This is a genomic window from Paenibacillus sp. BJ-4 (genome assembly GCF_020404765.1).
Classification (GTDB): Bacteria; Bacillota; Bacilli; order Paenibacillales; family Paenibacillaceae; genus Paenibacillus.
The window spans coordinates 55,934-76,967 of the sequence record NZ_JAIVEM010000006.1 but is presented as its reverse complement, the minus strand read 5'-3'; the positions used below and the strand labels follow the sequence as shown (position 1 = coordinate 76,967).

Sequence of the window (21,034 nt, the reverse complement as noted above, 5' to 3'; positions counted from 1 at the left end):
TATTGGGTATACATTATATCGGCATAGTCCCGTTTCATAATAAGGCTTTACAGATCAAACAGCGTTGGCTGCTCTGTCAGCAAATTACCCAAAAAACTGCATCTATGCATCTCCGTAGGTCCTAGTGCCAATATTTGTTCCCTATGCAACTTGGTTGCATAGCCTTTATGTATGGCAATTCCGTATTCCGGATACTTTGCATCCCATTCGCCTTTACACAGCCGATCACGGGTAACCTTCGCGATGATAGAAGCCGCAGCAATAGATTGGCTATTCGCATCTCCCTTAATAATAGACAGCTGAGGAATGGGGACATCCACCTTTTCAGCATCCACAAGTAAATAATCAGGAGATACAGATAAAGCTTCAATAGCCTGCTTCATGGCCAAACGAGCTGCCTGTTTAATATTGATCTCATCAATCGTCCGTGCATCTACATAGCCTACTCCTACAGCAATGGCCTTCTCCATAATGAGCTCGTAGTATGCTTCTCTCTTCTTGTCCGTCAGTTTTTTGGAATCATCTACACCCTCCAGCAACTCCCCTACTGGTAAAATAACGGCTGCAGCCACAACATCCCCGAACAAGCACCCTCGCCCTACCTCGTCGATACCAGCGATTCGCTCGCAGGACTGCTCCCAGCACTTTTTTTCATAGTGCAGCATATCCTTCACCACTACCACTTTATCTTCCACATTCAATACCTGCCCATCTATATGTAGTTTAACGCTTCATTCATGCCGTAGCTCTGTATGATGTAATTCAGCTTACCACAGACCCGGACCGTCCAAAACCCTTTTCTATCTGCCTTTACATACCAAAAAACCTTCCTCCTCTCCGGAGAGATGGGGAAGGTTCTTCCTTGCCGCAATTTGCTATGTTCTGTTTCGGGCACACCGACCACAATCAGTAAGGAGCTTCCAAACTGAAACGTCCCAGCTTCCCTGCACGCAGCTCACGTAAAATAATTTTTGACGCCTTTTCGAGATCTACACGTCCGCCACTAACAATACAGCCACGTTTACGTCCGATGGCTTCCATAACACTGACAACATCATCAGGATTTTCTATATCTTCAGGACGTTCGGTAAGTTCAAAACGCTCTGCCATGGCACCCCAATAATATTGGACAAAATATTTTGTAGCGAAAAAGGCGATATCCTCTACGTTGAGAATTTCTTCTTTGATCGCTCCTGTAACTGCTAGACGATAGCCGACATTCTGATCCTCAAATTTAGGCCACAAAATACCCGGTGTATCCAGCAACTCAATTTCTCCGGTCTTGATCCACTGCTGTGCCTTCGTTACCCCCGGACGATCACCCGTAGCTGCAATATTACGTCCTGCCATTCGATTGATTAGTGTCGATTTGCCGACATTCGGAATACCGACAATCAAAGCACGTATAGGACGCGGATTCATTCCTTTGGAAATCTGTCGATCTATTTTTTCCTTAAGTAACAGCTTGGCCTGAACCGGAATTTCCTTCATCCCTGTCCCTGTCGTAGCATCCACCTGAAAGGCTATTTGCCCCTGCTCCTTAAAGTAGGCAATCCACTGCTGCGATACTACCGGGTCTGCCAAATCTGCCTTATTCAAAATAATCATTCGCGGCTTCCCTTGCAAAATATCATCAATCATTGGATTTCGGCTGGAAAGCGGCAATCGAGCATCAATCAGCTCAATTACCAAATCAATCAGCTTTAATTTTGCTTCAATTTGGCGGCGCGCTCTGGTCATATGACCAGGAAACCATTGAATCGTCACCGTCATCACCTCATTGATCGCAACTCCTGCATTAGCCTTTTAGGCGTTAGCTAGAATTACGGCAGCTTTCCTGCATATTAGTTAGTTTAGTGGTTAATCCACTGCATATCCTTCGCTGGCCAGAAAATAACGTCAGCCCGGCCCACAACTTCCTTCAAATCAATATATCCAATCATCCGACTGTCTGTACTATTGGAACGGTTATCGCCCATAACAAAAATATGCCCTTCTGGAACTTTTCCATTCTTAAACTTCTCATTTGGAAAATTGGTAAACTTATTGTAAAGCTCGCCATTTTGATGCGCTTCTGCCAAAGGGGCCTTGAGATAAGGTTCCTGAATTGGCTTACCATTCACTGTAATCGTGTCGCCTTCTACCTTGACCGTATCACCCGCAACGGCAATGACACGCTTAATGAAGTCTCTTCCTTCTTCCGGAACATGGAACACAATCACTTCACCCGGTTTAGGGGCACGGAAATCATACAAAATTTCATTTACAATGACGCGTTCTCCGGTATGAAAGTTAGGCTGCATCGACGGTCCATCCACAATAAACGGCTTAAAGAGAAGCCAACGGATTAAAAAGACAAGCACTAACGCAATAATGATGGCCTTGAGCCACTCAAAAATCTCATTTTTTGGTTTACGTTTGGGCGTACCATCCTGATCGGTTGGCTGCTGTGCAGCTCCTTGTCCTACTTCTTGCTCCATAGCTCACTGTCCTCTCTTTACGGTCAATAATCCACAGTTCCCTATGTACGTAGAAAAAACGAAAGGAGCTTGTAACCAAGCCCCTTTCGTTATTCGTTGTATTAACGACGAATTTCTTTAATTCTCGCTGCTTTACCGCGCAGTTCACGAAGATAATAAAGCTTCGCACGACGCACTTTACCACGGCGAGCCACTTCGATTTTATCGATTTTTGGGGAATGAAGCGGGAAAGTTCTTTCCACACCTACACCGTAAGAAATTTTACGAACTGTAAAAGTCTCACTGATTCCACCACCACGGCGTTTAATTACTACACCTTCAAACAACTGGATACGCTCACGAGTTCCCTCGATAACTTTCACGTGCACTTTCAAAGTGTCACCAGGACGAAAGTTAGGCATATCTTTACGCAGTTGTTCTTCAGTGATCGCTTGGACGATATTCATCTATGACTCCCTCCTTCCGTACAGGTGTTCATGCTTCTTCTGGAAACACATCCGTTTCCTTCATCATCCACAGAGGACCACCGTATTACACACAACAGATTTATTGTATCATGGAGGTTACCGCATTGCAACAACAAAAAGGGATTTGACCAAACATTTTATTTAATTGACTTCATTATAGAACAGGTCACTACCTGCTTTCAAATCCACTTATGGCTAAAGCGCTTTAACGCTTATTCCCCGAACAGTCCGGTTTGCAATGCTCCTCAATCCACTCGCGCTCCTTACCTGTCAGTTCAGCCTTCTCCAGCAGGTCAGGTCGGCGTTCGACCGTACGGCGCAATGCTTCCTGTCGTCTCCAGGCATCAATATTAACGTGATGCCCCGACAGCAGCACATCAGGTACTTTCCAGCCCCTAAACTCAGCAGGCCGGGTATAATGCGGGTACTCTAACAGTCCCGTGCTAAATGAGTCTGTAATTGCACTTGTTTCATTGCCCAGCACTCCCGGTAGCAGCCGTGTCACACTATCAATAACGACCATCGCCGGCAGTTCTCCACCAGTCAGTACATAATCGCCGATAGAAAGCTCATCAGTTACCAGATGCTCGCGAATCCGCTCATCATAGCCCTCATAATGTCCACATATAAAAATAAGATGGTCCTCTTGGGCCAGCTCTTCCGCTTTCTTTTGCGTAAAGGTCTCTCCTTGTGGACACATCAAAATGATACGCGGAGCTTTCAAATCAGCGTTTGCTTCGTTTTTTTCATTATGGACGATTTCATCGGAACCCTCTAATATGGAACGCTCTGATTCATCCAACAGCGCTTCCACCGCGGCAAAAATAGGATCAGGCTTCAATACCATGCCGCCCCCACCGCCATAGGGCGTATCATCTACTTGTCCATGCTTGTTTCCGGCATACTGGCGAAAATTAATCGCTTGCAGTGAAACTATTCCCTTATCCCTTGCTTTTCCCAGAATACTTGCATTAAATACACCATCAAACATTTCAGGAAACAGGGTCAGCACATCCAGCCGCATTTACAGCAGTCCTTCCATTAACCGTACCGTAGCCCGTTTTTCGCGCACGTTTACATTCAAAATAACACTCTCTATATACGGCAGTAACAGTTCCTTGCCACTAGGCATTTTGACTACCCATACATCATTGGCTCCCGGAGTCAAAATTTCTTTGACCACACCAAGCTTTTCTCCGTCTTCTGTAATGACTTCAAGGCCGATAACTTCATGAAAATAAAATTCATTTTCTTCCAGCTCACCTAGACGTTCAGCAGACACTTTCAACAAAGTACCTTTATATTTTTCAACATCATTGATATTGTGATATTCCTTAAATTTGACGATGACCATATTTTTTTGAAAACGCGCTGTCTCGACAGTTACGGGAATCGGTGCTTTACCATCCGCCGGAACAATCAATAGCTCGCTACCTTTGGCAAAACGATCTTCTAGAAAGTCAGTTGTCGCTAATATTTTAAGCTCGCCACGAATTCCATGGGTATTCACAATTTTCCCGACATTAAACAATTGCTGCATCATGTTCCTCCTGCATGTAATCGGTCCGCTCCATATCATCTTCATCATGTACGAAAAAGGGTTAGGACATACATCCTAACCCACTTTCGTATATCTTTAAGATATGATGTCTACGGTAACCCGTTTATCCATCTTAACGGCTGCTGATGCAACCACAGTGCGAAGCGCCTTGGCGATGCGACCCTGCTTGCCAATGATTTTGCCTACATCCTCAGGATGCACACTAAGCTCATATACAACAAGCCGATCCTTCTCCAAGGTCTTCACGGTTACATCTTCCGGATGATCGACTAAAGCCTTAGCAATGATTATCACTAATTCTTCCATAATTGACCCTCCGAATCAGCACCTTATTTCTGTTGTTTAAGCTCATGAAACTTTTTCATCACGCCCGCTTTGCTAAGCAAGTTGCGGACTGTATCGGATGCTTGTGCACCATCTTGCAACCATTTCAGCGCTTTATCTTCATCAATTTTTACAACCGCTGGTACTGTAATAGGGTTGTAATAACCGATTTCTTCGATAAAACGACCGTCACGCGGGGAACGGGAATCAGATACCACGACGCGATAGAAAGGAGCTTTATGCGCACCCATACGTTTCAGACGAATACGAACTGCCACGAAAATTCACCTCCTTCAAAAAGTAGACTGTATATTGTTATCCATTATCCCAACGGCCTCAGGGCCTTAACGAAATGGAAACTTCAAGCCTTTACCCATACCCTTCAACTGCTTAAGAGCCTTGTTTTTACCACCTTTAGGCCCCATCATATCTGAGAACTGCTTCATCATGCGGCGCATTTCGTCAAATTGTTTGATCAGACGATTTACCTCTGCCAGCGATGTTCCACTACCTACAGCAATCCGTTTGCGCCGACTATGATTAATCATGTCCGGATTTTGCTTTTCTTGTGTAGTCATTGAATGCACGATAGCCTCAATACGGCCCATCTGCTTGTCATCCACTTTGACATCTTTCATTTGCTTCATGTTGCCCATGCCGGGAATCATATCAAGAATCTGGTCAATCGGGCCAAGCTTTTTAACCTGATCCATCTGCTCCAGAAAATCTTCGAACGTAAACTCGGCATTGCGCATTTTCCGTTCCATTTCCTTCGCCTTGTCAGCGTCGATATTGGATTGCGCTTTTTCAATCAGGGACAACATATCGCCCATACCCAAAATCCGTGAAGCCATCCGTTCCGGATGAAAAGGCTCCATCGCATCCAGCTTTTCACCCAATGTAGCAAACTTGATCGGGCAGCCAGTCACAGCCTTAACTGACAAGGCCGCACCACCACGGGTGTCACCATCCAACTTCGTCAATACAACCCCCGTTAGCTCCAGACTACTGTTAAAGTGCTCTGCAACGTTAACCGCGTCCTGCCCCGTCATGCTATCTACCACCAGCAGAACTTCGTCTGGCTTGACGTTAGCATGAATCTGACGCAACTCTTCCATGAGCTCTTCATCAACATGAAGACGACCAGCAGTATCTATAATAACGTAATCGTTACCGTTATCCTTAGCATGCTGCAAACCCTGCTTTGCAATATCCACGGGGCTTGTCTGATCTCCGAGAGTAAATACAGGGGCATTGATCTGCTCACCCAGAATCTGGAGTTGCTTGATTGCGGCCGGTCTATAAATATCACCAGCTACAAGCAACGGACGATGATTTTGCTTTTGCAACAACTTCGCCAGTTTACCGGACGTCGTCGTTTTACCTGCACCCTGGAGACCCACCATCATAATGACTGTAGGCGGTTTGTTTGCTTTGGCAAGCTTGGCCTGGCTGCCACCCATCAACTCGGTCAGTTCCTTGTTCACGATGTCGATGATGACCATGCCTGGCGTAAAGCTGTCCATCACTTCCTTACCAACGGACTTCTCTTTTACCTTGGCAATAAAGTCCTTTACAACCTTGAAGTTAACGTCCGCCTCAAGCAAAGCCAATCGCACTTCACGCATCGCCTGAGCTACATCATCCTCAGACACTTTCCCTTTGCCGCGCAGCTTACTGAATACATTTTGCAAGCGTGTCGATAATCCTTCAAATGCCATACTTTCGCACCTCCTTGTCTACCAGGGTTGTTTGTCTACTCATTTATATGACCTACAATTCCTGCAGGCGATTTACAATTTGATGAACATGCTGCAGAGTGCCTTCATGGGCCTCGCCCATCTTACCGAATGCCTCATGCAACGCTGTGTTTAGTTCTTTCAGATCTTGGCTTCTGCGTTCATGCTTACTCAGCAATCCAAGCTTTTCCTCATACATTTCAAGTACCTGTTCGGCACGTTTAATATGTTCATACACTGCCTGACGGCTAATTTCAAATTCCGAAGCAATTTCTCCCAGAGAAAAATCATCATGGAAGTAATATTTCAAAAACATCTGTTGCTTCTCCGTAAGGAGAGGTTCATAGAAGTCAAACAGTCGGTTAATTCGGTTTGTTTTTTCCAGCCGATTCTCCTGACTCATCACCGATACCTCCATTACCTCCATCGTCAAGGAAAAACACTTTACAGTTCTTTTCAACGTTCCTTATGATACATAAAAGAAAAGAAGATGTCAAGCGTTATCCCTTGTCATATAAAAAAAAGCCGATCCACAATTCTTAAATAGAATTACGGATCGACTTTTTCCCTCTGTTTCTTAAACCCTGACTGGAGTAAGATACAGCAGAACAGCCAGAAAATGAAGTGTGCTGCCTGCCAAAACAAACAGATGCCAGATTGCATGATGATACGGAAATGCACGCCACACATAGAAAATCGTGCCCAACGTGTACAGAAGACCACCTACGAACAGTAACGTCATCCCTCCGGCGGGAACTACCGCCACCAGAGGGTTCCAGGCAATGATGATGAGCCAGCCCATCACAATGTAGAACACGGTAGACATGAACAGAAAGCGTTTGGTGAAGAACGCCTTGAACAGCACACCGAACAAAGCGATACCCCAAACCACTCCAAACAGCGTCCAGCCCAAAGTCCCTCGCAGTGCAACGAGCATAAACGGGGTGTAGCTGCCCGCAATGAACAGGTAAATGCAGGAATGATCAAATATTTCGAACAAATCCTTCAATTTCCCTTCACGCAAGCTATGAAGCAACGTGGAATTGGTGTACAACAGCAGCATTGTTATCCCGTAAATCGTAAAGCTGACCACATGCCAAGCAGTTCCTTTTAAGCTGGCAAAAACAATGAGCAGCACAAGCGCCGCTACACTTAAAACGACTCCAATTCCATGTGTAATCGCGTTGGCTACTTCCTCCCGTCGGGAATAAGTATAGGTGTTCGCCATCGGTTCTTCACCCGGCTTTCTGTAAAGTATTTTATATACAACAATATATATCCGGCATCGACAGACCCGTTGCTCTCATTATATATCTCCACCATCACAAGCAGCAACAGGACCAACCCAAGCCCCAAACCTGAAAAGTTATACGATTACAAGGCGTCATCCAAACTTTCCAGACCATCCTGCACGATCTAAATCAGCGTTGTTCTTCCTCGCCAGCAGCAGTTGCTTCCCCAGTCTCTTCCTGAATCAAGCCCGCAAACAACGCATGGACGAATTGCTCAGAATCAAACGGTTGAAGATCTTCTATTTTTTCACCCAAGCCCACCAGTTTAACAGGCAAATTAAGCTCTTGGCGAATTGCCACCACAATTCCACCCTTCGCTGTACCATCCAACTTTGTCAGTACCAGCCCGGTTACGCCACTTTTCTCTCCAAACAGCTTGGCTTGGTTAAGTGCATTTTGTCCGGTCGTGGCATCAAGTACCAGCAGCACTTCATGAGGAGCGTCTGGGATTTCACGCTGGATAACACGGAAAATTTTGTTCAGCTCCTCCATCAGATTACTTTTATTCTGAAGACGTCCAGCAGTATCACACAGCAAAACATCTACCTGACGCTGCTTCGCAGCCTGTACGGCATCAAACATAACCGCAGCCGGGTCGGAACCGGATTGCTGCTTAATGACCTCAACGCCTGCCCGTTGCCCCCATACCTCCAACTGTTCAATCGCACCTGCACGGAACGTATCTCCGGCAGCCAGCAGCACTTTTTTACCCTCTTGTTTAAAACGATGCGCCAGCTTACCGATCGTTGTTGTTTTGCCGACACCGTTGACTCCGACGAATAGAATGACTGTAATTCCGTTAGTGCTCATTTGGAGCTGACTATTGTCATTGCCTCGCAGCAGCTCGGATAGCTTTTCCGACAATACAGGCTGAAGCTCGGATGCGTCCTCGATTTTGCGTTTTTTCACTTCTACCCGCAGATCTTCAATGAGGTTCATAACCGTGTTGACACCTACGTCCGCTCCAATCAGAATTTCTTCCAGTTCCTCATAAAACTCCTCATCAATCTTTTTGCGGCGAATCATCAGATCCGTTACTTTTTCAACAAAGCCTTTTCTTGTTTTTTCCAGCCCATCCTTGAACTGTTTTGTGACGGATTCCGTTTTGCTTGCAATGCTTTCCTTTAATTTTCTAAAGAAACTCATAGGTTCCCTCCGTTGATTTGAAAGTATGTTATTTGATATCAGGCAATCTCAGCTTCGTCACTGTCAAGCTTGACAGACACGAGTTTGGAAACCCCGCCTTCCTCCATCGTAACCCCATACAGCACGTCGGATTCTTCCATTGTACCCTTGCGATGAGTAACTACAATGAACTGTGTCTGCTGCGAGAATTCCCGTAAATACTGTGCAAAACGCACCACGTTAGCTTCGTCCAATGCGGCCTCTACTTCATCCAGTACACAGAATGGAACAGGTTTAACATGTAAAATGGCAAACAGCAACGCCATCGCAGTTAACGCCCGCTCACCGCCCGACAGCAGCTGCAGGTTTTGCAGTTTTTTGCCTGGTGGCTGAGCTACAATGTCAATTCCCGTCTCCAGTAAACGTTCCGGGTCAAGCAGTACCAGATCGGCACGCCCGCCTCCGAACAGCTTGGAGAAAACCGTGCCAAATTCGCGCCGAATGGCATCGAACGTGGATTTGAAGCGTTTGGACATTTCATCATCCATTTCACGAATAACCTGATAGAGCGTGGTTTTGGCCTCCACCAGATCAGACTTTTGCTCATCGAGAAACGTATACCGCTCATGCACACGCTGATATTCCTCAATAGCACCCAGATTTACCTCGCCTAGCTCGGAAATACCGTGTTTGAGCCTTTGCACTTCAGCCTGCGTGCCTTCAATATCTTCCGGTACGGGATAGCGCTGCTTGGCCAGCTCATAGCTGAGTTCATAATCATCGCTTAATTTTTTGAGTACGTTTTCCAGCTCTACATCAAGCCGGTTCACTCCAATTTCCGTTTGACGAAGTAGCTCTTCGACCGATTTAAGCTGAATTCGCTGCTCTTTTGTCTCGTTCTCAGCCATTTCCAGCTTTTTGGACAAGCTGCTGCGTGCAGCCCGCTTAAACTCCAACTGCTGCGAGGCTTCTTCCTTTTTCAAACGGTATTGATTGAGATTTTCAATCTGCTTTACGCTTTCCTGCTCATTGGTTAGCAGATCAGCTTCGATGGAAGCAAGCAAGGTCTTATTCTGCCTCGAATCCTTGCCAAGAGTATCATAATCTCCACGCAATCTGCGCAGTTGCTCTTCCAGTGAAAAACGCTCCTGATCCAGCTTGCCTTCTCTAACCTTGAGATTCGTAAGTTCTCCTTGCAGTTGCTCCTTGGCTGATTCGTTGGCTTTACGCGCAAATTCGGCGGCGTGAATGGCTTGGTGGGTTTTCTTCTCTTCCTCCTCCAGTGCAGCCAGCTTTACCAACGCTTCTTCACGTGCAGCTTCCAGCTCTTTTATCTCCTGGTCAAAGCCTTTTTTCTCCTGACTAGACGCAGCCAGCTGTTCTAGGACATGACGCAGCTCATGCTCCAGCTGCTTGAGCTCCATTGCCGTCTGCTGCTCTTCTCCACGCTTCACATCTCCGGCCTGACGCAGCTCGTCCAACTGGATCTGTGTCTCCTCCAGCTGGCGCTTGGTATCCACAGCGCTTTGACGTAATCTCGCAATTTGCTGCTCCGTATCTAAAATGTCTTGATCCAACTGATCCAGCTGACGTTTACGTCCAAGCAGATTGGCATTTTTCTTAAACTGGCTACCACCAGTCATGGAACCACCTGCATTGACGACGTCACCTTCCAGCGTCACAACACGATATCTATATTGGCAACGGGCGGCAATCCGATTTGCATCTTCCAGCGTGCGGGCTATGACCACATTACCCAAGAGACTGCCTATAATTCCGGCATACCGCTCGTCATACTGAACAAGATCCGCACCGATTCCGACAAAGCCCTCAGCATTTTCCACAATTTGGCGCTCTCCCGCACCGATTTGACGCGGGCGAATGACATCCATAGGCAAAAATGTTGCTCTACCCAATTGACGTTGCTTCAAAAAGCTGATGGCCTGTCTGGATACCGATTCATTTTCCATTACGATATGCTGTACGGAAGCGCCCAAAGCAGTTTCCATCGCCTGCTCCAAATGCTCAGGCACCCGAATCAGCTCTGCAACCGCTCCATGCACACCGTGCAAGGTCTCCTTGCGCGAAGCCTTTAAGACTTCCTTGACACCCAGCATAAAGCCGTCAAAGTCATCCTGCATTTCCTTCATCGTATCTCGGCGTGAAATTTGAGCCTCACGTTTTTGTTCCCATTTACGAATGGTGCCTTGGCTTTCTTCCAGTAGCTTTTGCAGCGCCTGGTACTTTTCACTTCCCTGAATATACCCACTGCGCAGACTACTGATTTCCTGTCCCAGCTTCTGAATGGCAGCTTCCAATCCCTTTTTGCGCTGATCCAGCTCGACCTTTTGTGCTTCCCATTTACCGGATTCGTCACTGACACGATTCACCCGTCGCTCCAGCGCTTCCTTCTGCTGATCGGTATAACGGATTTCGTTGCGCGCCTGTGCCATCTGGTTCATCAGCTCCAGCAGGTTGCCTTTAAGGCTTTCCTCCTGTTCCTGGCTGATACCACCTGTGACACCAATCAGCTTGACCTCTTCATCAGATAGCCTCTCACGCAGCTCTTCAAGCTCTACAATTAACGCAGACAGTTTTTCATTTAGCTGATCCAGTTCATTTTTGCGATCGGAATGCCTTGCCTCGCTCGTGCTGAGTGATAGAATAAGCTGTTCCCGGTTAGCCTGCAGATTGCGTGTGCGCTCTTTCAGCAATTCACCGTAGCCTTCGCTCTTTTCTGTAGCCTCACTATACTGCAGCAAATCACTTTGCAGACGCTCGACTTGCTCCTCAAGCTGACGCAATTCATTGCGCTCACTTTCCAGCATCGCATCGTGGCGGGATACCACCGTAGACAGCTGAAGCTGCTCCTGCTGCAGCAGAGCCAGCTTGGAAGTTGCGTCGCTCCACGAAGTATGAATTTGCTCGATTTGATAGACATACATCGAAATCTCTTTTGATTTCAGCTCACTACGCAGCTCTTTATAATGAATCGCCTTTTCCGATTGCTCCTTAAGCGGGCCGATTTGATCCTCCAGCTCGCTGACCAAATCGTGAATACGCAGCAAATTTTGCTCCGTGTCATCCAGTTTGCGAACCGCCTCTTTTTTACGTGATTTATATTTTACGATACCCGATGCTTCCTCGAAAATACCTCGCCGGTCCTCGGATCGGGTACTCAAAATCTCTTCAATACGCCCTTGCCCGATAATGGAGTAGGCCTCTTTACCGATCCCTGTATCCATAAACAGCTCGGTAATATCCCGAAGTCTGCATGACTGTCGGTTAATGAAATATTCACTATCGCCACTTCGATGCACACGACGAGTTACCGTGACTTCGCCAAAATCCAGAGGCAATGCCTGATCTTCATTATCCAGCGTAAGCGATACTTCACCATAATTAACTGCCTTGCGAGCATCACTACCAGCAAAAATAATATCCTCCATTTTGCCACCACGCAGTGATTTGGCGCTCTGTTCGCCCAGCACCCAGCGAATGCCATCGGAAATATTACTTTTTCCGCTTCCGTTGGGTCCGACGACTGCTGTAATGCCGCGGACAAATTCCATTTCCGTTTTATCTGCAAACGATTTGAAGCCCGCCAGCTCAATGCGCTTTAAAAACATGCTCAATCTCACCTCTAACATTTCAAATATGCTTGTACAACACCGTTTACCTGATGGACATGAATTATCCCTATTGTAGCACAAGACTACTTTGGATAAAGCACACTATCAACGTTCAACATCGACGTTCAACGCGATACAGCCAAGCCACGAAAAAAGAGCAAAACGCAGTCCATTCGCCTTTGCGGGCCGGGACTCCCCCGCGGACTGCCCTTTGCTCTTACTTTGTGTCCCCTGCTCGCGCAACCCGTCCGGGCCGCTCAGGTACCGATTACGATTCCGCCAGCTTCAAACGGTTTAAAGCTACTGCCGCCGCTTGCTGCTCAGCTTCTTTTTTGGAGCGACCTGTACCTGCCCCCAGCCGTTCGCTGTCCATATATACCTCGGCTACAAACTCGCGCTCATGGGCAGGTCCGCGCTCCTCTACAATCTTGTATTCAAGCATCCCCATGTTATGATGCTGCGTCAGTTCCTGAAGCTCTGTTTTAAAATCACTCATCTGGAGCTTACCATTTAACACAATTTGAGGAAAAATATAACGTTCTAGAAACGACCGGACGGCCTCCAGACCCTGATCCAAATAAAGCGCGCCTACGAACGCTTCGAACACATCAGCGAGCAAAGCCGGACGAGTACGTCCACCCGTTAGCTCCTCGCCTTTTCCAAGCAGTACATATTGCCCGAACTCAAGCCCGACAGCAAACTTCACCAGAGAAGGCTCGCAGACAATAGCTGCGCGCAGCTTGGTCAATTCGCCTTCGGGTCGGTTAGGGTATTGATTGTACAATTGCTCGGATACAGTCAGCTCCAGCACAGCGTCACCTAAAAACTCAAGGCGCTCATTGTCTGCATGCTGACTGAACCGATGTTCGTTTACGTAGGAAGCGTGCGTAAAGGCCTGCTTCAGAAGCTGCCGATTGTTGAATTGAATATGAAGTTTCTGCTGTAATTGCTTCAAGTCTCCACTCAACGAACTGACCCCTTACGCTTCATATTTTTTTAGAATAACCGTAGCATTGTGACCGCCAAAACCAAAGGAATTGGACATAACCACATTCAGTTCCGCTTTTCTTGGCTTGTTAGGCACATAATCAAGATCGCATTCCGGGTCTTGATTATCCAGATTAATCGTAGGCGGAATCGTCTGATGCTGAAGGGCAAGACCACAGATTATAGCTTCAACGCCGCCCGCTGCACCCAATAGATGCCCTGTCATCGACTTGGTTGAGCTGATCGCCACCTTATAAGCATGCTCTCCAAGCGTTTTCTTGACTGCTTCCGTTTCAGATTTATCACCCACTGGAGTCGATGTGCCGTGAGCGTTGATATAATCAATCTCCTCCGGCTTCAATCCAGCATCGCGGATCGCCATTCTGATGCAGCGTGCCGCACCCTCAGGATCAGGCTCCGTCATATGATGAGCATCGCCGGACAATCCATAGCCAATTACTTCACCGTAAATACGCGCACCACGCTCCAAAGCATGATCCAGCGATTCCAGGATCAGAACACCAGAGCCTTCGCCCATCACGAATCCATCTCTTTCCGTATCAAAAGGCCGGCTTGCCTTTTCAGGTTCATCGTTACGTGTGGACATCGCCCGCATGGAACAAAATCCAGCCATACCGATCGGACGAATCGTCGCCTCAGCTCCGCCGCAGATCATGACGTCAGCATCACCACGCTGAATCATACGGTAGGAATCACCAATGGCATGACTGCCTGTGGCACAAGCCGTTACTGGCGATGTATTGGGTCCTTTGGCACCGAGTGAAATGGACACTTGACCGGAGCCCATATTGGCAATCATCATCGGGATAAAGAAAGGGCTTACGCGTTTAGGTCCCTTTTCCATTAATGTACGATGCTGATCCTCCCAAGTACCCAATCCGCCAATGCCCGAGCCTACAGATACACCAACACGCTCAGCTTCCGCATTCTCTCCAATGACAAGTCCGCTATCCTTAAGCGCCAGTTTACTGGCTGCAACCGCAAACTGTACAAAGCGGTCCATTTTACGTGCGTCCTTGCGTTCAATATAATCCTCTGGATTAAAATCCTTCACGGAAGCGGCTATTTTCGTAGGATAGTCAGTCGTATCGAAAGCCTCGATTGGGCTGATGCCAGATTTTCCAGCCATCAGATTATCCCACAGTGTGTTCAAATCCTGTCCCAGCGAAGTGATTACACCCATTCCTGTTATGACAACTCGTTGTTTCAAAGATAATCACCTCTATGTCTACTGCAAATTGTATTTTAAGGCCGCACGCTTTGTGCGCAGAAATAATATAGAATCAACTAAAGTTAGTAATGCCGTATAATCAAACACACGGCAATTCCGTCTTTAGTTCAATCTGTATAATTAGGAGAAAGTCCCGCCTGTAACAGAACGGGACTTTTGTTGACATGAATTAGGTATGAGATTGTATGTACTTTACAACTTCACCTACAGTTGTAATTTTCTCTGCATCTTCATCAGAGATTTCCATATCAAACTCATCTTCCAATTCCATAACCAATTCAACTACATCGAGAGAATCAGCGCCTAAATCATCTTTAAAAGATGCTTCAAGTGTAACTTCGGCTTCGTCGGCTCCCAAACGGTCAACGACAATGCGTTTTACGCGCTCCAATACGTCGGACATCCGGCTCACCTCCTCCTTAGGTATTATACGAAAATTACAATTAAAATGCCATAGAAGAGAGCTTTCATTTACTACTCTTCATCGGGGCATGCGGATTAGCAGCAAGTAATTACATGTACATGCCGCCATCCACATGCAAAGTCTGGCCCGTCATGTATGAGGAAGCATCCGAGGCCAAGAACAGCACCACGTTCGCAATTTCCTCAGGCCGTCCGAGACGGGCCAGCGGAATACCACTGAGCATACTATCACGCAAATCGTCAGCCAGCACCTGCGTCATCTCCGTATCGATAAATCCGGGAGCTATACAGTTTACTGTAATGCCCCTCGAAGCAAGCTCTCTAGCAGAGGATTTGGTGAGACCAATCACTCCCGCCTTAGCAGCTACATAGTTTGCTTGACCTGCATTGCCAAGTACACCGACAACAGAAGAAATATTGATAATTCGACCGGAACGTTGCTTCATCATAGGTCGTGTTGCCGCCTTGAGACAATTAAACACGCCTTTCAGATTCGTTTCAATCACTTGGTCGAACTCTTCTTCCTTCATGCGCATAATTAAATTATCTCTTGTTATTCCTGCATTATTCACGAGGATGTCAATCTTGCCCCAAGCGTCAATTACATCCTTGATTAACCGGTCCGCCTCGTCAGCACGCCCGACATTGGCCTGGACTGTAATAGCCTCCACGCCCATGGCTCGAATCTGCTCTGCAACCTCAGCCGCAGCCCTTTCGCTGCCAGCATAGTTTACCGCCACATTAGCGCCTGCTTCAGCCAGCGCCAGCGCGATACTACGTCCAATTCCGCGTGATGCTCCCGTAACCAGCGCCGTTTTTCCACTTAATGGCTTAGACATCATAGTCCCTCCTTGCAAGTATATAGATAACTATTACTTTTAGCGGACCTCCAAGGCCTCCGTCACAGAAGCAAACGACTCCAAGCTGCTTATATTATACAGCTTAACCGTTTTGTTGATCTTTTTAACCAATCCGGTTAAAACACTTCCCGGACCAAACTCAATAAAGGTGTCAACACCCTGTTCCAGCAGCCATGCCACGCTGTCTTCCCACAGTACCGGGGAATAGACTTGCTCCACCAGCAGCTGGCGAATTTCGTTACCACCACACACAGGTTTTGCCGTTACATTAGCCACAACCGGAATCCGAGCTTCGGAGAAATCCACGCCCTCCAGCTTGTCGGAAAGCTTAGTCGCCGCTTCCTTCATCAATGAAGAATGGAAAGGACCGCTGACTTCCAAAGCAATAGCACGCTTGCCGCCTGCTTCCTTCACACGTTCAGCGACCGCAGCTACACCTTCCTTCGTGCCAGATACAACAATTTGTCCGGGGCAGTTGATGTTCGCCAGTTCTACCAGTTGACCAGACTCCGTAATATTACGGCATAGTGCTGCCAGTGCTTCACGGTCAGCTCCCAACACAGCAGCCATCCCGCCTTGTCCATCAGGTATCGCCTGCTCCATGAACTCGCCACGTGCACGTACGATCTCAACCGCGTCCTCGAATGCAAGGACACCGGAAGCAACAAGCGCGCTGTACTCCCCAAGGCTGTGCCCAGCCACATAATCAGGACGAATCCCTTTTTCCTTGAACGCTTCATATAATGCAATGCTTGCCGTTAACAGCGCAGGCTGTGTATTCGATGTCTGTTTCAAAGCTGTGTCCGGCCCTTCAAAAATCAGTGTGCTTAGCGCGAAACCCAACCGCTCGTCCGCTTGACGGAACACTTCCTTTGCAGCTGGAATCGCTTCATAAGCGTCTTTAGCCATACCTACAGCTTGTGAACCCTGACCGGGAAATATAAATGCCGTTTTGCCCATCTTGTATGCACCTCTCTGTATCCAATGCTTGTCCTGTAAAGTACCTGACAAATTCAATATTGTATCAAACCCGCCGTCTTCTTACCAGACAAGAACCGACGCACCCCAGGTTAACCCGCCGCCGAAGCCCACCATTAATATCCGGTCGCCTTCCTTCATACGGCCTTGCTCAGCTGCTTCTACAAGAGCAAGAGGGATTGATGCTGCAGATGTATTTGCATATTTATTAACATTGACGACTACCTTTTCTTCTGGCAAGTCCAAACGCTGCATCGCCGACTGGATGATGCGAATATTGGCTTGATGCGGAACGAATAGATCGATGTCATCTTTGGTCAAACCTGCTTTTTCCAATACATCAACCGTAGCTGTTCCCATCACACGGACCGCAAACTTGAACACTTCGCGTCCGTTCATGTAGATATAGTGCTGTTTATTTTCTATTGTATCCGCACTCGCTGGCAAACGCGAACCGCCAGCTTCCAACTTAAGCAAGCTGCCTCCCGCACCTTCGGCACCAAGATCAAAGGATTGAAATCCTCTACCTTCAGGTACTTCACCAATCACTACAGCTCCTGCACCGTCTCCAAAAAGAACACAGGTATTGCGGTCGGTATAATCTGTAATGCGGGAAAGACAGTCTGCCCCTATGATCAACGCATTGTTATAAATCCCTGTCTTAATGAAGCTTGTTGCCGTTGCCAGCCCATACACAAAACCCGAGCATGCTGCAGACAAATCGAAAGCCGCTGCACCTTTTGCTCCCAACTTATCCTGAAGAATGCAGGCAGTTGACGGAAATGCCGTATCCGGTGTAACCGTAGCTACAATAATCAGATCCAAATCCTCTGCCTTCATGCCGGCAGACTTCAACGCCTTTATCGCAGCTTCATAAGCCAAATCCGATGTAGCCTGCTCCGGTGCCGCAATATGGCGCTCCTGAATCCCTGTACGACTAACAATCCATTCGTCACTTGTTTCTACGATGGCTTCCAGATCTTTATTGGTCAGAATTTTCTCAGGAACATATTTCCCCGTTCCGATAACACCAACCGGCCGTAATTTATTCATATCGTCACTCACTTCCTGCTGATTTCCTTGGATATACTTTCCACCAATTGGTTTTGCAAGGCCGTACGGGCCTGTCTTACCGCATTTTTGACGGCAACGCCGTCAGACGAACCGTGACTTTTCAAGACGAGTCCGCTCAGCCCCAGCAAGGGAGCTCCGCCATGCTCCTTATAGTCCAGCTTATCCTTCAGACTGCGAAGTTCGGGCATAATCAATGCCGCCGCCAGCTTGGTCTTTAAAGATTTGGTGAACTTCTCTTTAAGGAGAGAAAATATCGCTCCGGCCGTACCTTCCAGCGATTTTAGCATGATGTTTCCGGCAAATCCGTCGCACACCAGTACATCACAATTTCCGGTTAACACGTCTCTAGATTCGACATTACCCACAAAATGGACAGGTAACTGCTCAATGAGAGGAAATGCCAATTTCGTTAATTCATTGCCCTTCCCAGCTTCGGTCCCGACATTCAGCAGACCTACCCTCGGAGAAGCTATACCGTGAACCTTCTGACGATACAAGCTCCCCATCAATGCATACTGGGCGAGATGCTCGGGCTTGGCATCCATATTGGCCCCCAAGTCCAGTGCCAGTACACCCTGATCATCAATCGTCGGTATCATCGGGGCAAGGGCCGGACGCTCAATCCCTTCCATTCTTCCAACCACCAGCAACCCTGTGGTCATTAACGCACCAGTATTACCTGCAGATATCATGGCATCCGCTTCGCCTTCTCTGACCATTCGGCCAGCTACAACCATTGAGGCATCCTTTTTGCGCCGCACTGCCTTTACAGGCTCGTCCTGCGCATCTATCATTTCGGATGCATGACGAATGCTGAGGTTCGCAGGCAACGCTCTGCCGTTCAGAACCGATTCAATCCGTTCACGATCACCAACCAGCGTAATGTCTGTATCCTTCCATTCCGCCGCCGCAGATAGCGCACCCTCTACTGTCGCCTCAGGGGCATGATCTCCCCCCATGGCATCAATGGCGATCCGCATGCTGACTTCCTCCTTCGCTATACTCTTCCTCCGTGGACCGATAAACGACAAAGTTTCCTTGAAACACCATTTCTTCTCCTACGTAGGCAAATACCTCCACTTTGGCCTTCCCTTTTTGCTCGGGATTTGAGCGTACATATGCCTTGGCAATACACTTCTCTCCCAAATGAACAGGGCGGACAAAGCGAATATCCGCCGAAGCGGTCAATGCTATCTCATCATTAATCACGGCGACAGCCAATGAATTGGCTTGAGCAAAGACATAATGTCCCCGTGCAATGCCGGTGCGTGAAAAGATGTGCTCCTCTTTGATTTCAAAGATGGAAATACCACTTCGATCCAATTGAAGATCAACGATATCCCCGATCACCTCATGTAAAGGCAAGGAACGAACCTGATCGTAGGAGCGCTCAGCCATCAGCTTTAGCCGCTCCCGCAATTCCGGGATTCCCAATTCCATCCGATCCAGCCGAATCGTCTGAATGCTTACCTTCAATTGTCTCGTCAATTCCTGATCCGTTACGAACGGATTGTCATCAATCAATTGAGTCAGCCGCTGCTGTCTCTGTCTCTTCGGCAAACGTTCGATGTCAGTGACGCCTCCTTTCCCTGCAATAAACTTCCGTTCAGCCGACGGTTCGGGTTACTTCACGTTCTAACGGCAATAACTTCAAGCCGGTTTGTTATCTTGTATGTATAAAGGAACCCCTTCGGCCCTTCTTTCTTAGAACCTGGTACTAAAACAGTATATAGCATGCTGACACAAAAAGAAAGCATGCAAATAAAAAAAGAAAGCATGCAAATAAAAAAAGAAAGCATGCAAATAAAAAAAGTGGCGCCTCACTGGAGTGAAGCGCCACTTTCCCTGCGAAGATTCCAAAGAATCTACTTATCGGACATTATTGAGAGATGATCTCTCTAGCTTTGTACGTTCCGCAAACTTTGCACACATGGTGAGCAAGTTTCAATTCGCCGCATTCGGAGCATTTCACCATACCTGGTACTGCCAGTTTAAAGTGAGTACGACGTTTGTCGCGACGAGTTTTGGATGTTCTCCGTTGAGGTACTGCCATTATTCCCACCTCCTTAACCAGATCAACCCCGCAAAGCGGGTATGACTTCTTATCTCATTCAAGACTGAAGGTAACTACCGGAAGCAGTTATCTTACAGCCGGTGAATCAAGCCTGCAACATCCATGCATGGATTCTGTAACTCTCCAGCATAAGTGGATGATGATTTTTTCCAGAATTGAACTCAATTCTCATTTAAAAAAATCCTTAAGCCCTGCCAGACGCGGATCAATCTTGTCCGTATTGCCATCGTCACTGTCATCGGAGCCGATGCTCCAGTTTTGTCCGGCCGCGGGTGCGATTCCTTGACAGTCCTCACTGCACACAGGCGCAAACGGCACGTTCAGTACAAACAGTTCTTTGCAATACGGTGCAATGTCGAAGGAATCCTCCGTCACTGCAATAAATTCGCCATCTTCATCTTCCTCTTCGTTACTTGAAGAGGTTTGCTTGAACCGTTCACGGAATTCAATCTTCAAATCCTCGTGCATCGGGCTCAAACAGCGTGAACACAGCATGTCCAGACCTGCGGTCAGTGTGCCTTCCACGCTCATCAAGCCTTGACCCAGACTAACGGCGACCAGATCGGTCTCCAGCGGGGAAACGGCCGTAACATCAGCACGATCATCCACCAATTCACTCACATTAAGAGATTCACGGATAGGAAAAGGACCGTCACTTGCTGCTACTTTGCGAAAAAATAGTTGCATCACTATCACTCCAAACAAACAAAAATTATTATACCGACTGATCGAGTCGTTTGTCAACACCTTTCACTTTACACCACAT

General features: G+C 47.4%; 23 protein-coding genes. All 23 read right to left on the bottom strand.

The features are described 5' to 3' along the window. Window positions 1-47: 47 nt before the first annotated feature. Complete coding sequence (locus LCF57_RS02130; protein WP_225999245.1) at window positions 48-695, bottom strand: ribonuclease HII; 648 nt, start codon at window positions 693-695, stop codon at window positions 48-50. Window positions 696-906: 211 nt separating this feature from the next. Beyond that, on the bottom strand, window positions 907-1,767 hold the full coding sequence (gene ylqF / locus LCF57_RS02125; protein ID WP_225999244.1) for a ribosome biogenesis GTPase YlqF: 861 nt from the start codon (window positions 1,765-1,767) through the stop codon (window positions 907-909). Window positions 1,768-1,853: 86 nt separating this feature from the next. Further along, window positions 1,854-2,480, bottom strand: coding sequence for a signal peptidase I (lepB, locus tag LCF57_RS02120; protein WP_225999243.1), 627 nt, complete (start codon window positions 2,478-2,480; stop codon window positions 1,854-1,856). Between the two features lie 101 nt (window positions 2,481-2,581). After that, on the bottom strand, window positions 2,582-2,926 hold the full coding sequence (rplS, locus tag LCF57_RS02115) for a 50S ribosomal protein L19 (protein ID WP_025717224.1): 345 nt from the start codon (window positions 2,924-2,926) through the stop codon (window positions 2,582-2,584). A 226-nt stretch (window positions 2,927-3,152) separates the two neighbouring features. Further along, window positions 3,153-3,971, bottom strand: coding sequence for a tRNA (guanosine(37)-N1)-methyltransferase TrmD (trmD, locus tag LCF57_RS02110; protein WP_225999242.1), 819 nt, complete (start codon window positions 3,969-3,971; stop codon window positions 3,153-3,155). Further along, on the bottom strand, window positions 3,972-4,487 hold the full coding sequence (rimM, locus tag LCF57_RS02105; protein WP_225999548.1) for a ribosome maturation factor RimM: 516 nt from the start codon (window positions 4,485-4,487) through the stop codon (window positions 3,972-3,974). A 96-nt stretch (window positions 4,488-4,583) separates the two neighbouring features. Beyond that, entirely contained in the window at window positions 4,584-4,814 is a 231-nt protein-coding gene (locus tag LCF57_RS02100) for a KH domain-containing protein (protein ID WP_013309863.1), read from the bottom strand. 23 nt (window positions 4,815-4,837) lie between these two features. Beyond that, window positions 4,838-5,110: a 30S ribosomal protein S16 gene (gene rpsP / locus LCF57_RS02095; protein ID WP_014281051.1), complete on the bottom strand. Its 273-nt coding sequence runs from the start codon at window positions 5,108-5,110 to the stop codon at window positions 4,838-4,840. Between the two features lie 66 nt (window positions 5,111-5,176). Further along, window positions 5,177-6,553, bottom strand: a complete 1,377-nt coding sequence (ffh, locus tag LCF57_RS02090) for a signal recognition particle protein (RefSeq protein WP_225999241.1) — start codon at window positions 6,551-6,553, stop codon at window positions 5,177-5,179. A gap of 52 nt (window positions 6,554-6,605) precedes the next feature. Further along, window positions 6,606-6,974 (bottom strand): putative DNA-binding protein, encoded by a 369-nt coding sequence (locus LCF57_RS02085; RefSeq protein ID WP_225999240.1) that lies wholly within the window; start codon window positions 6,972-6,974, stop codon window positions 6,606-6,608. A 174-nt stretch (window positions 6,975-7,148) separates the two neighbouring features. Then, on the bottom strand, window positions 7,149-7,799 hold the full coding sequence (gene trhA, locus LCF57_RS02080; RefSeq protein WP_225999239.1) for a PAQR family membrane homeostasis protein TrhA: 651 nt from the start codon (window positions 7,797-7,799) through the stop codon (window positions 7,149-7,151). A 193-nt stretch (window positions 7,800-7,992) separates the two neighbouring features. After that, complete coding sequence (ftsY, locus tag LCF57_RS02075) at window positions 7,993-9,009, bottom strand: signal recognition particle-docking protein FtsY (RefSeq protein ID WP_225999238.1); 1,017 nt, start codon at window positions 9,007-9,009, stop codon at window positions 7,993-7,995. A gap of 38 nt (window positions 9,010-9,047) precedes the next feature. Then, a complete protein-coding gene (smc, locus tag LCF57_RS02070; protein ID WP_225999237.1) occupies window positions 9,048-12,617 on the bottom strand; it encodes a chromosome segregation protein SMC in 3,570 nt (1,189 codons plus the stop codon). 271 nt (window positions 12,618-12,888) lie between these two features. Continuing rightward, window positions 12,889-13,587 carry a ribonuclease III gene (gene rnc / locus LCF57_RS02065; protein WP_013309856.1) on the bottom strand — a complete coding sequence of 233 codons (699 nt, stop codon included), beginning with the start codon at window positions 13,585-13,587 and terminating at the stop codon, window positions 12,889-12,891. A gap of 12 nt (window positions 13,588-13,599) precedes the next feature. Next, window positions 13,600-14,838 carry a beta-ketoacyl-ACP synthase II gene (gene fabF / locus LCF57_RS02060; RefSeq protein WP_225999236.1) on the bottom strand — a complete coding sequence of 413 codons (1,239 nt, stop codon included), beginning with the start codon at window positions 14,836-14,838 and terminating at the stop codon, window positions 13,600-13,602. Window positions 14,839-15,028: 190 nt separating this feature from the next. After that, window positions 15,029-15,262, bottom strand: coding sequence for an acyl carrier protein (locus tag LCF57_RS02055; RefSeq protein ID WP_007429985.1), 234 nt, complete (start codon window positions 15,260-15,262; stop codon window positions 15,029-15,031). Between the two features lie 109 nt (window positions 15,263-15,371). Then, the gene (gene fabG, locus LCF57_RS02050) at window positions 15,372-16,121 is read right to left on the bottom strand and encodes a 3-oxoacyl-[acyl-carrier-protein] reductase (RefSeq protein WP_225999235.1); all 750 of its coding nucleotides are present in this window, start codon (window positions 16,119-16,121) and stop codon (window positions 15,372-15,374) included. 39 nt (window positions 16,122-16,160) lie between these two features. Continuing rightward, complete coding sequence (fabD, locus tag LCF57_RS02045; protein ID WP_225999234.1) at window positions 16,161-17,102, bottom strand: ACP S-malonyltransferase; 942 nt, start codon at window positions 17,100-17,102, stop codon at window positions 16,161-16,163. Window positions 17,103-17,183: 81 nt separating this feature from the next. Further along, window positions 17,184-18,173: a beta-ketoacyl-ACP synthase III gene (locus tag LCF57_RS02040; RefSeq protein ID WP_225999233.1), complete on the bottom strand. Its 990-nt coding sequence runs from the start codon at window positions 18,171-18,173 to the stop codon at window positions 17,184-17,186. Between the two features lie 8 nt (window positions 18,174-18,181). Next, entirely contained in the window at window positions 18,182-19,174 is a 993-nt protein-coding gene (gene plsX / locus LCF57_RS02035) for a phosphate acyltransferase PlsX (protein ID WP_225999232.1), read from the bottom strand. Continuing rightward, window positions 19,158-19,754, bottom strand: coding sequence for a transcription factor FapR (gene fapR / locus LCF57_RS02030; protein ID WP_225999231.1), 597 nt, complete (start codon window positions 19,752-19,754; stop codon window positions 19,158-19,160). Before fapR ends, plsX begins: the two co-directional genes overlap by 17 nt. Window positions 19,755-20,073: 319 nt before the next feature. Then, window positions 20,074-20,247, bottom strand: coding sequence for a 50S ribosomal protein L32 (rpmF, locus tag LCF57_RS02025; RefSeq protein WP_007429979.1), 174 nt, complete (start codon window positions 20,245-20,247; stop codon window positions 20,074-20,076). Between the two features lie 189 nt (window positions 20,248-20,436). Beyond that, a complete protein-coding gene (locus tag LCF57_RS02020; protein ID WP_225999230.1) occupies window positions 20,437-20,955 on the bottom strand; it encodes a YceD family protein in 519 nt (172 codons plus the stop codon). Between the last annotated feature and the right edge of the window lie 79 nt (window positions 20,956-21,034).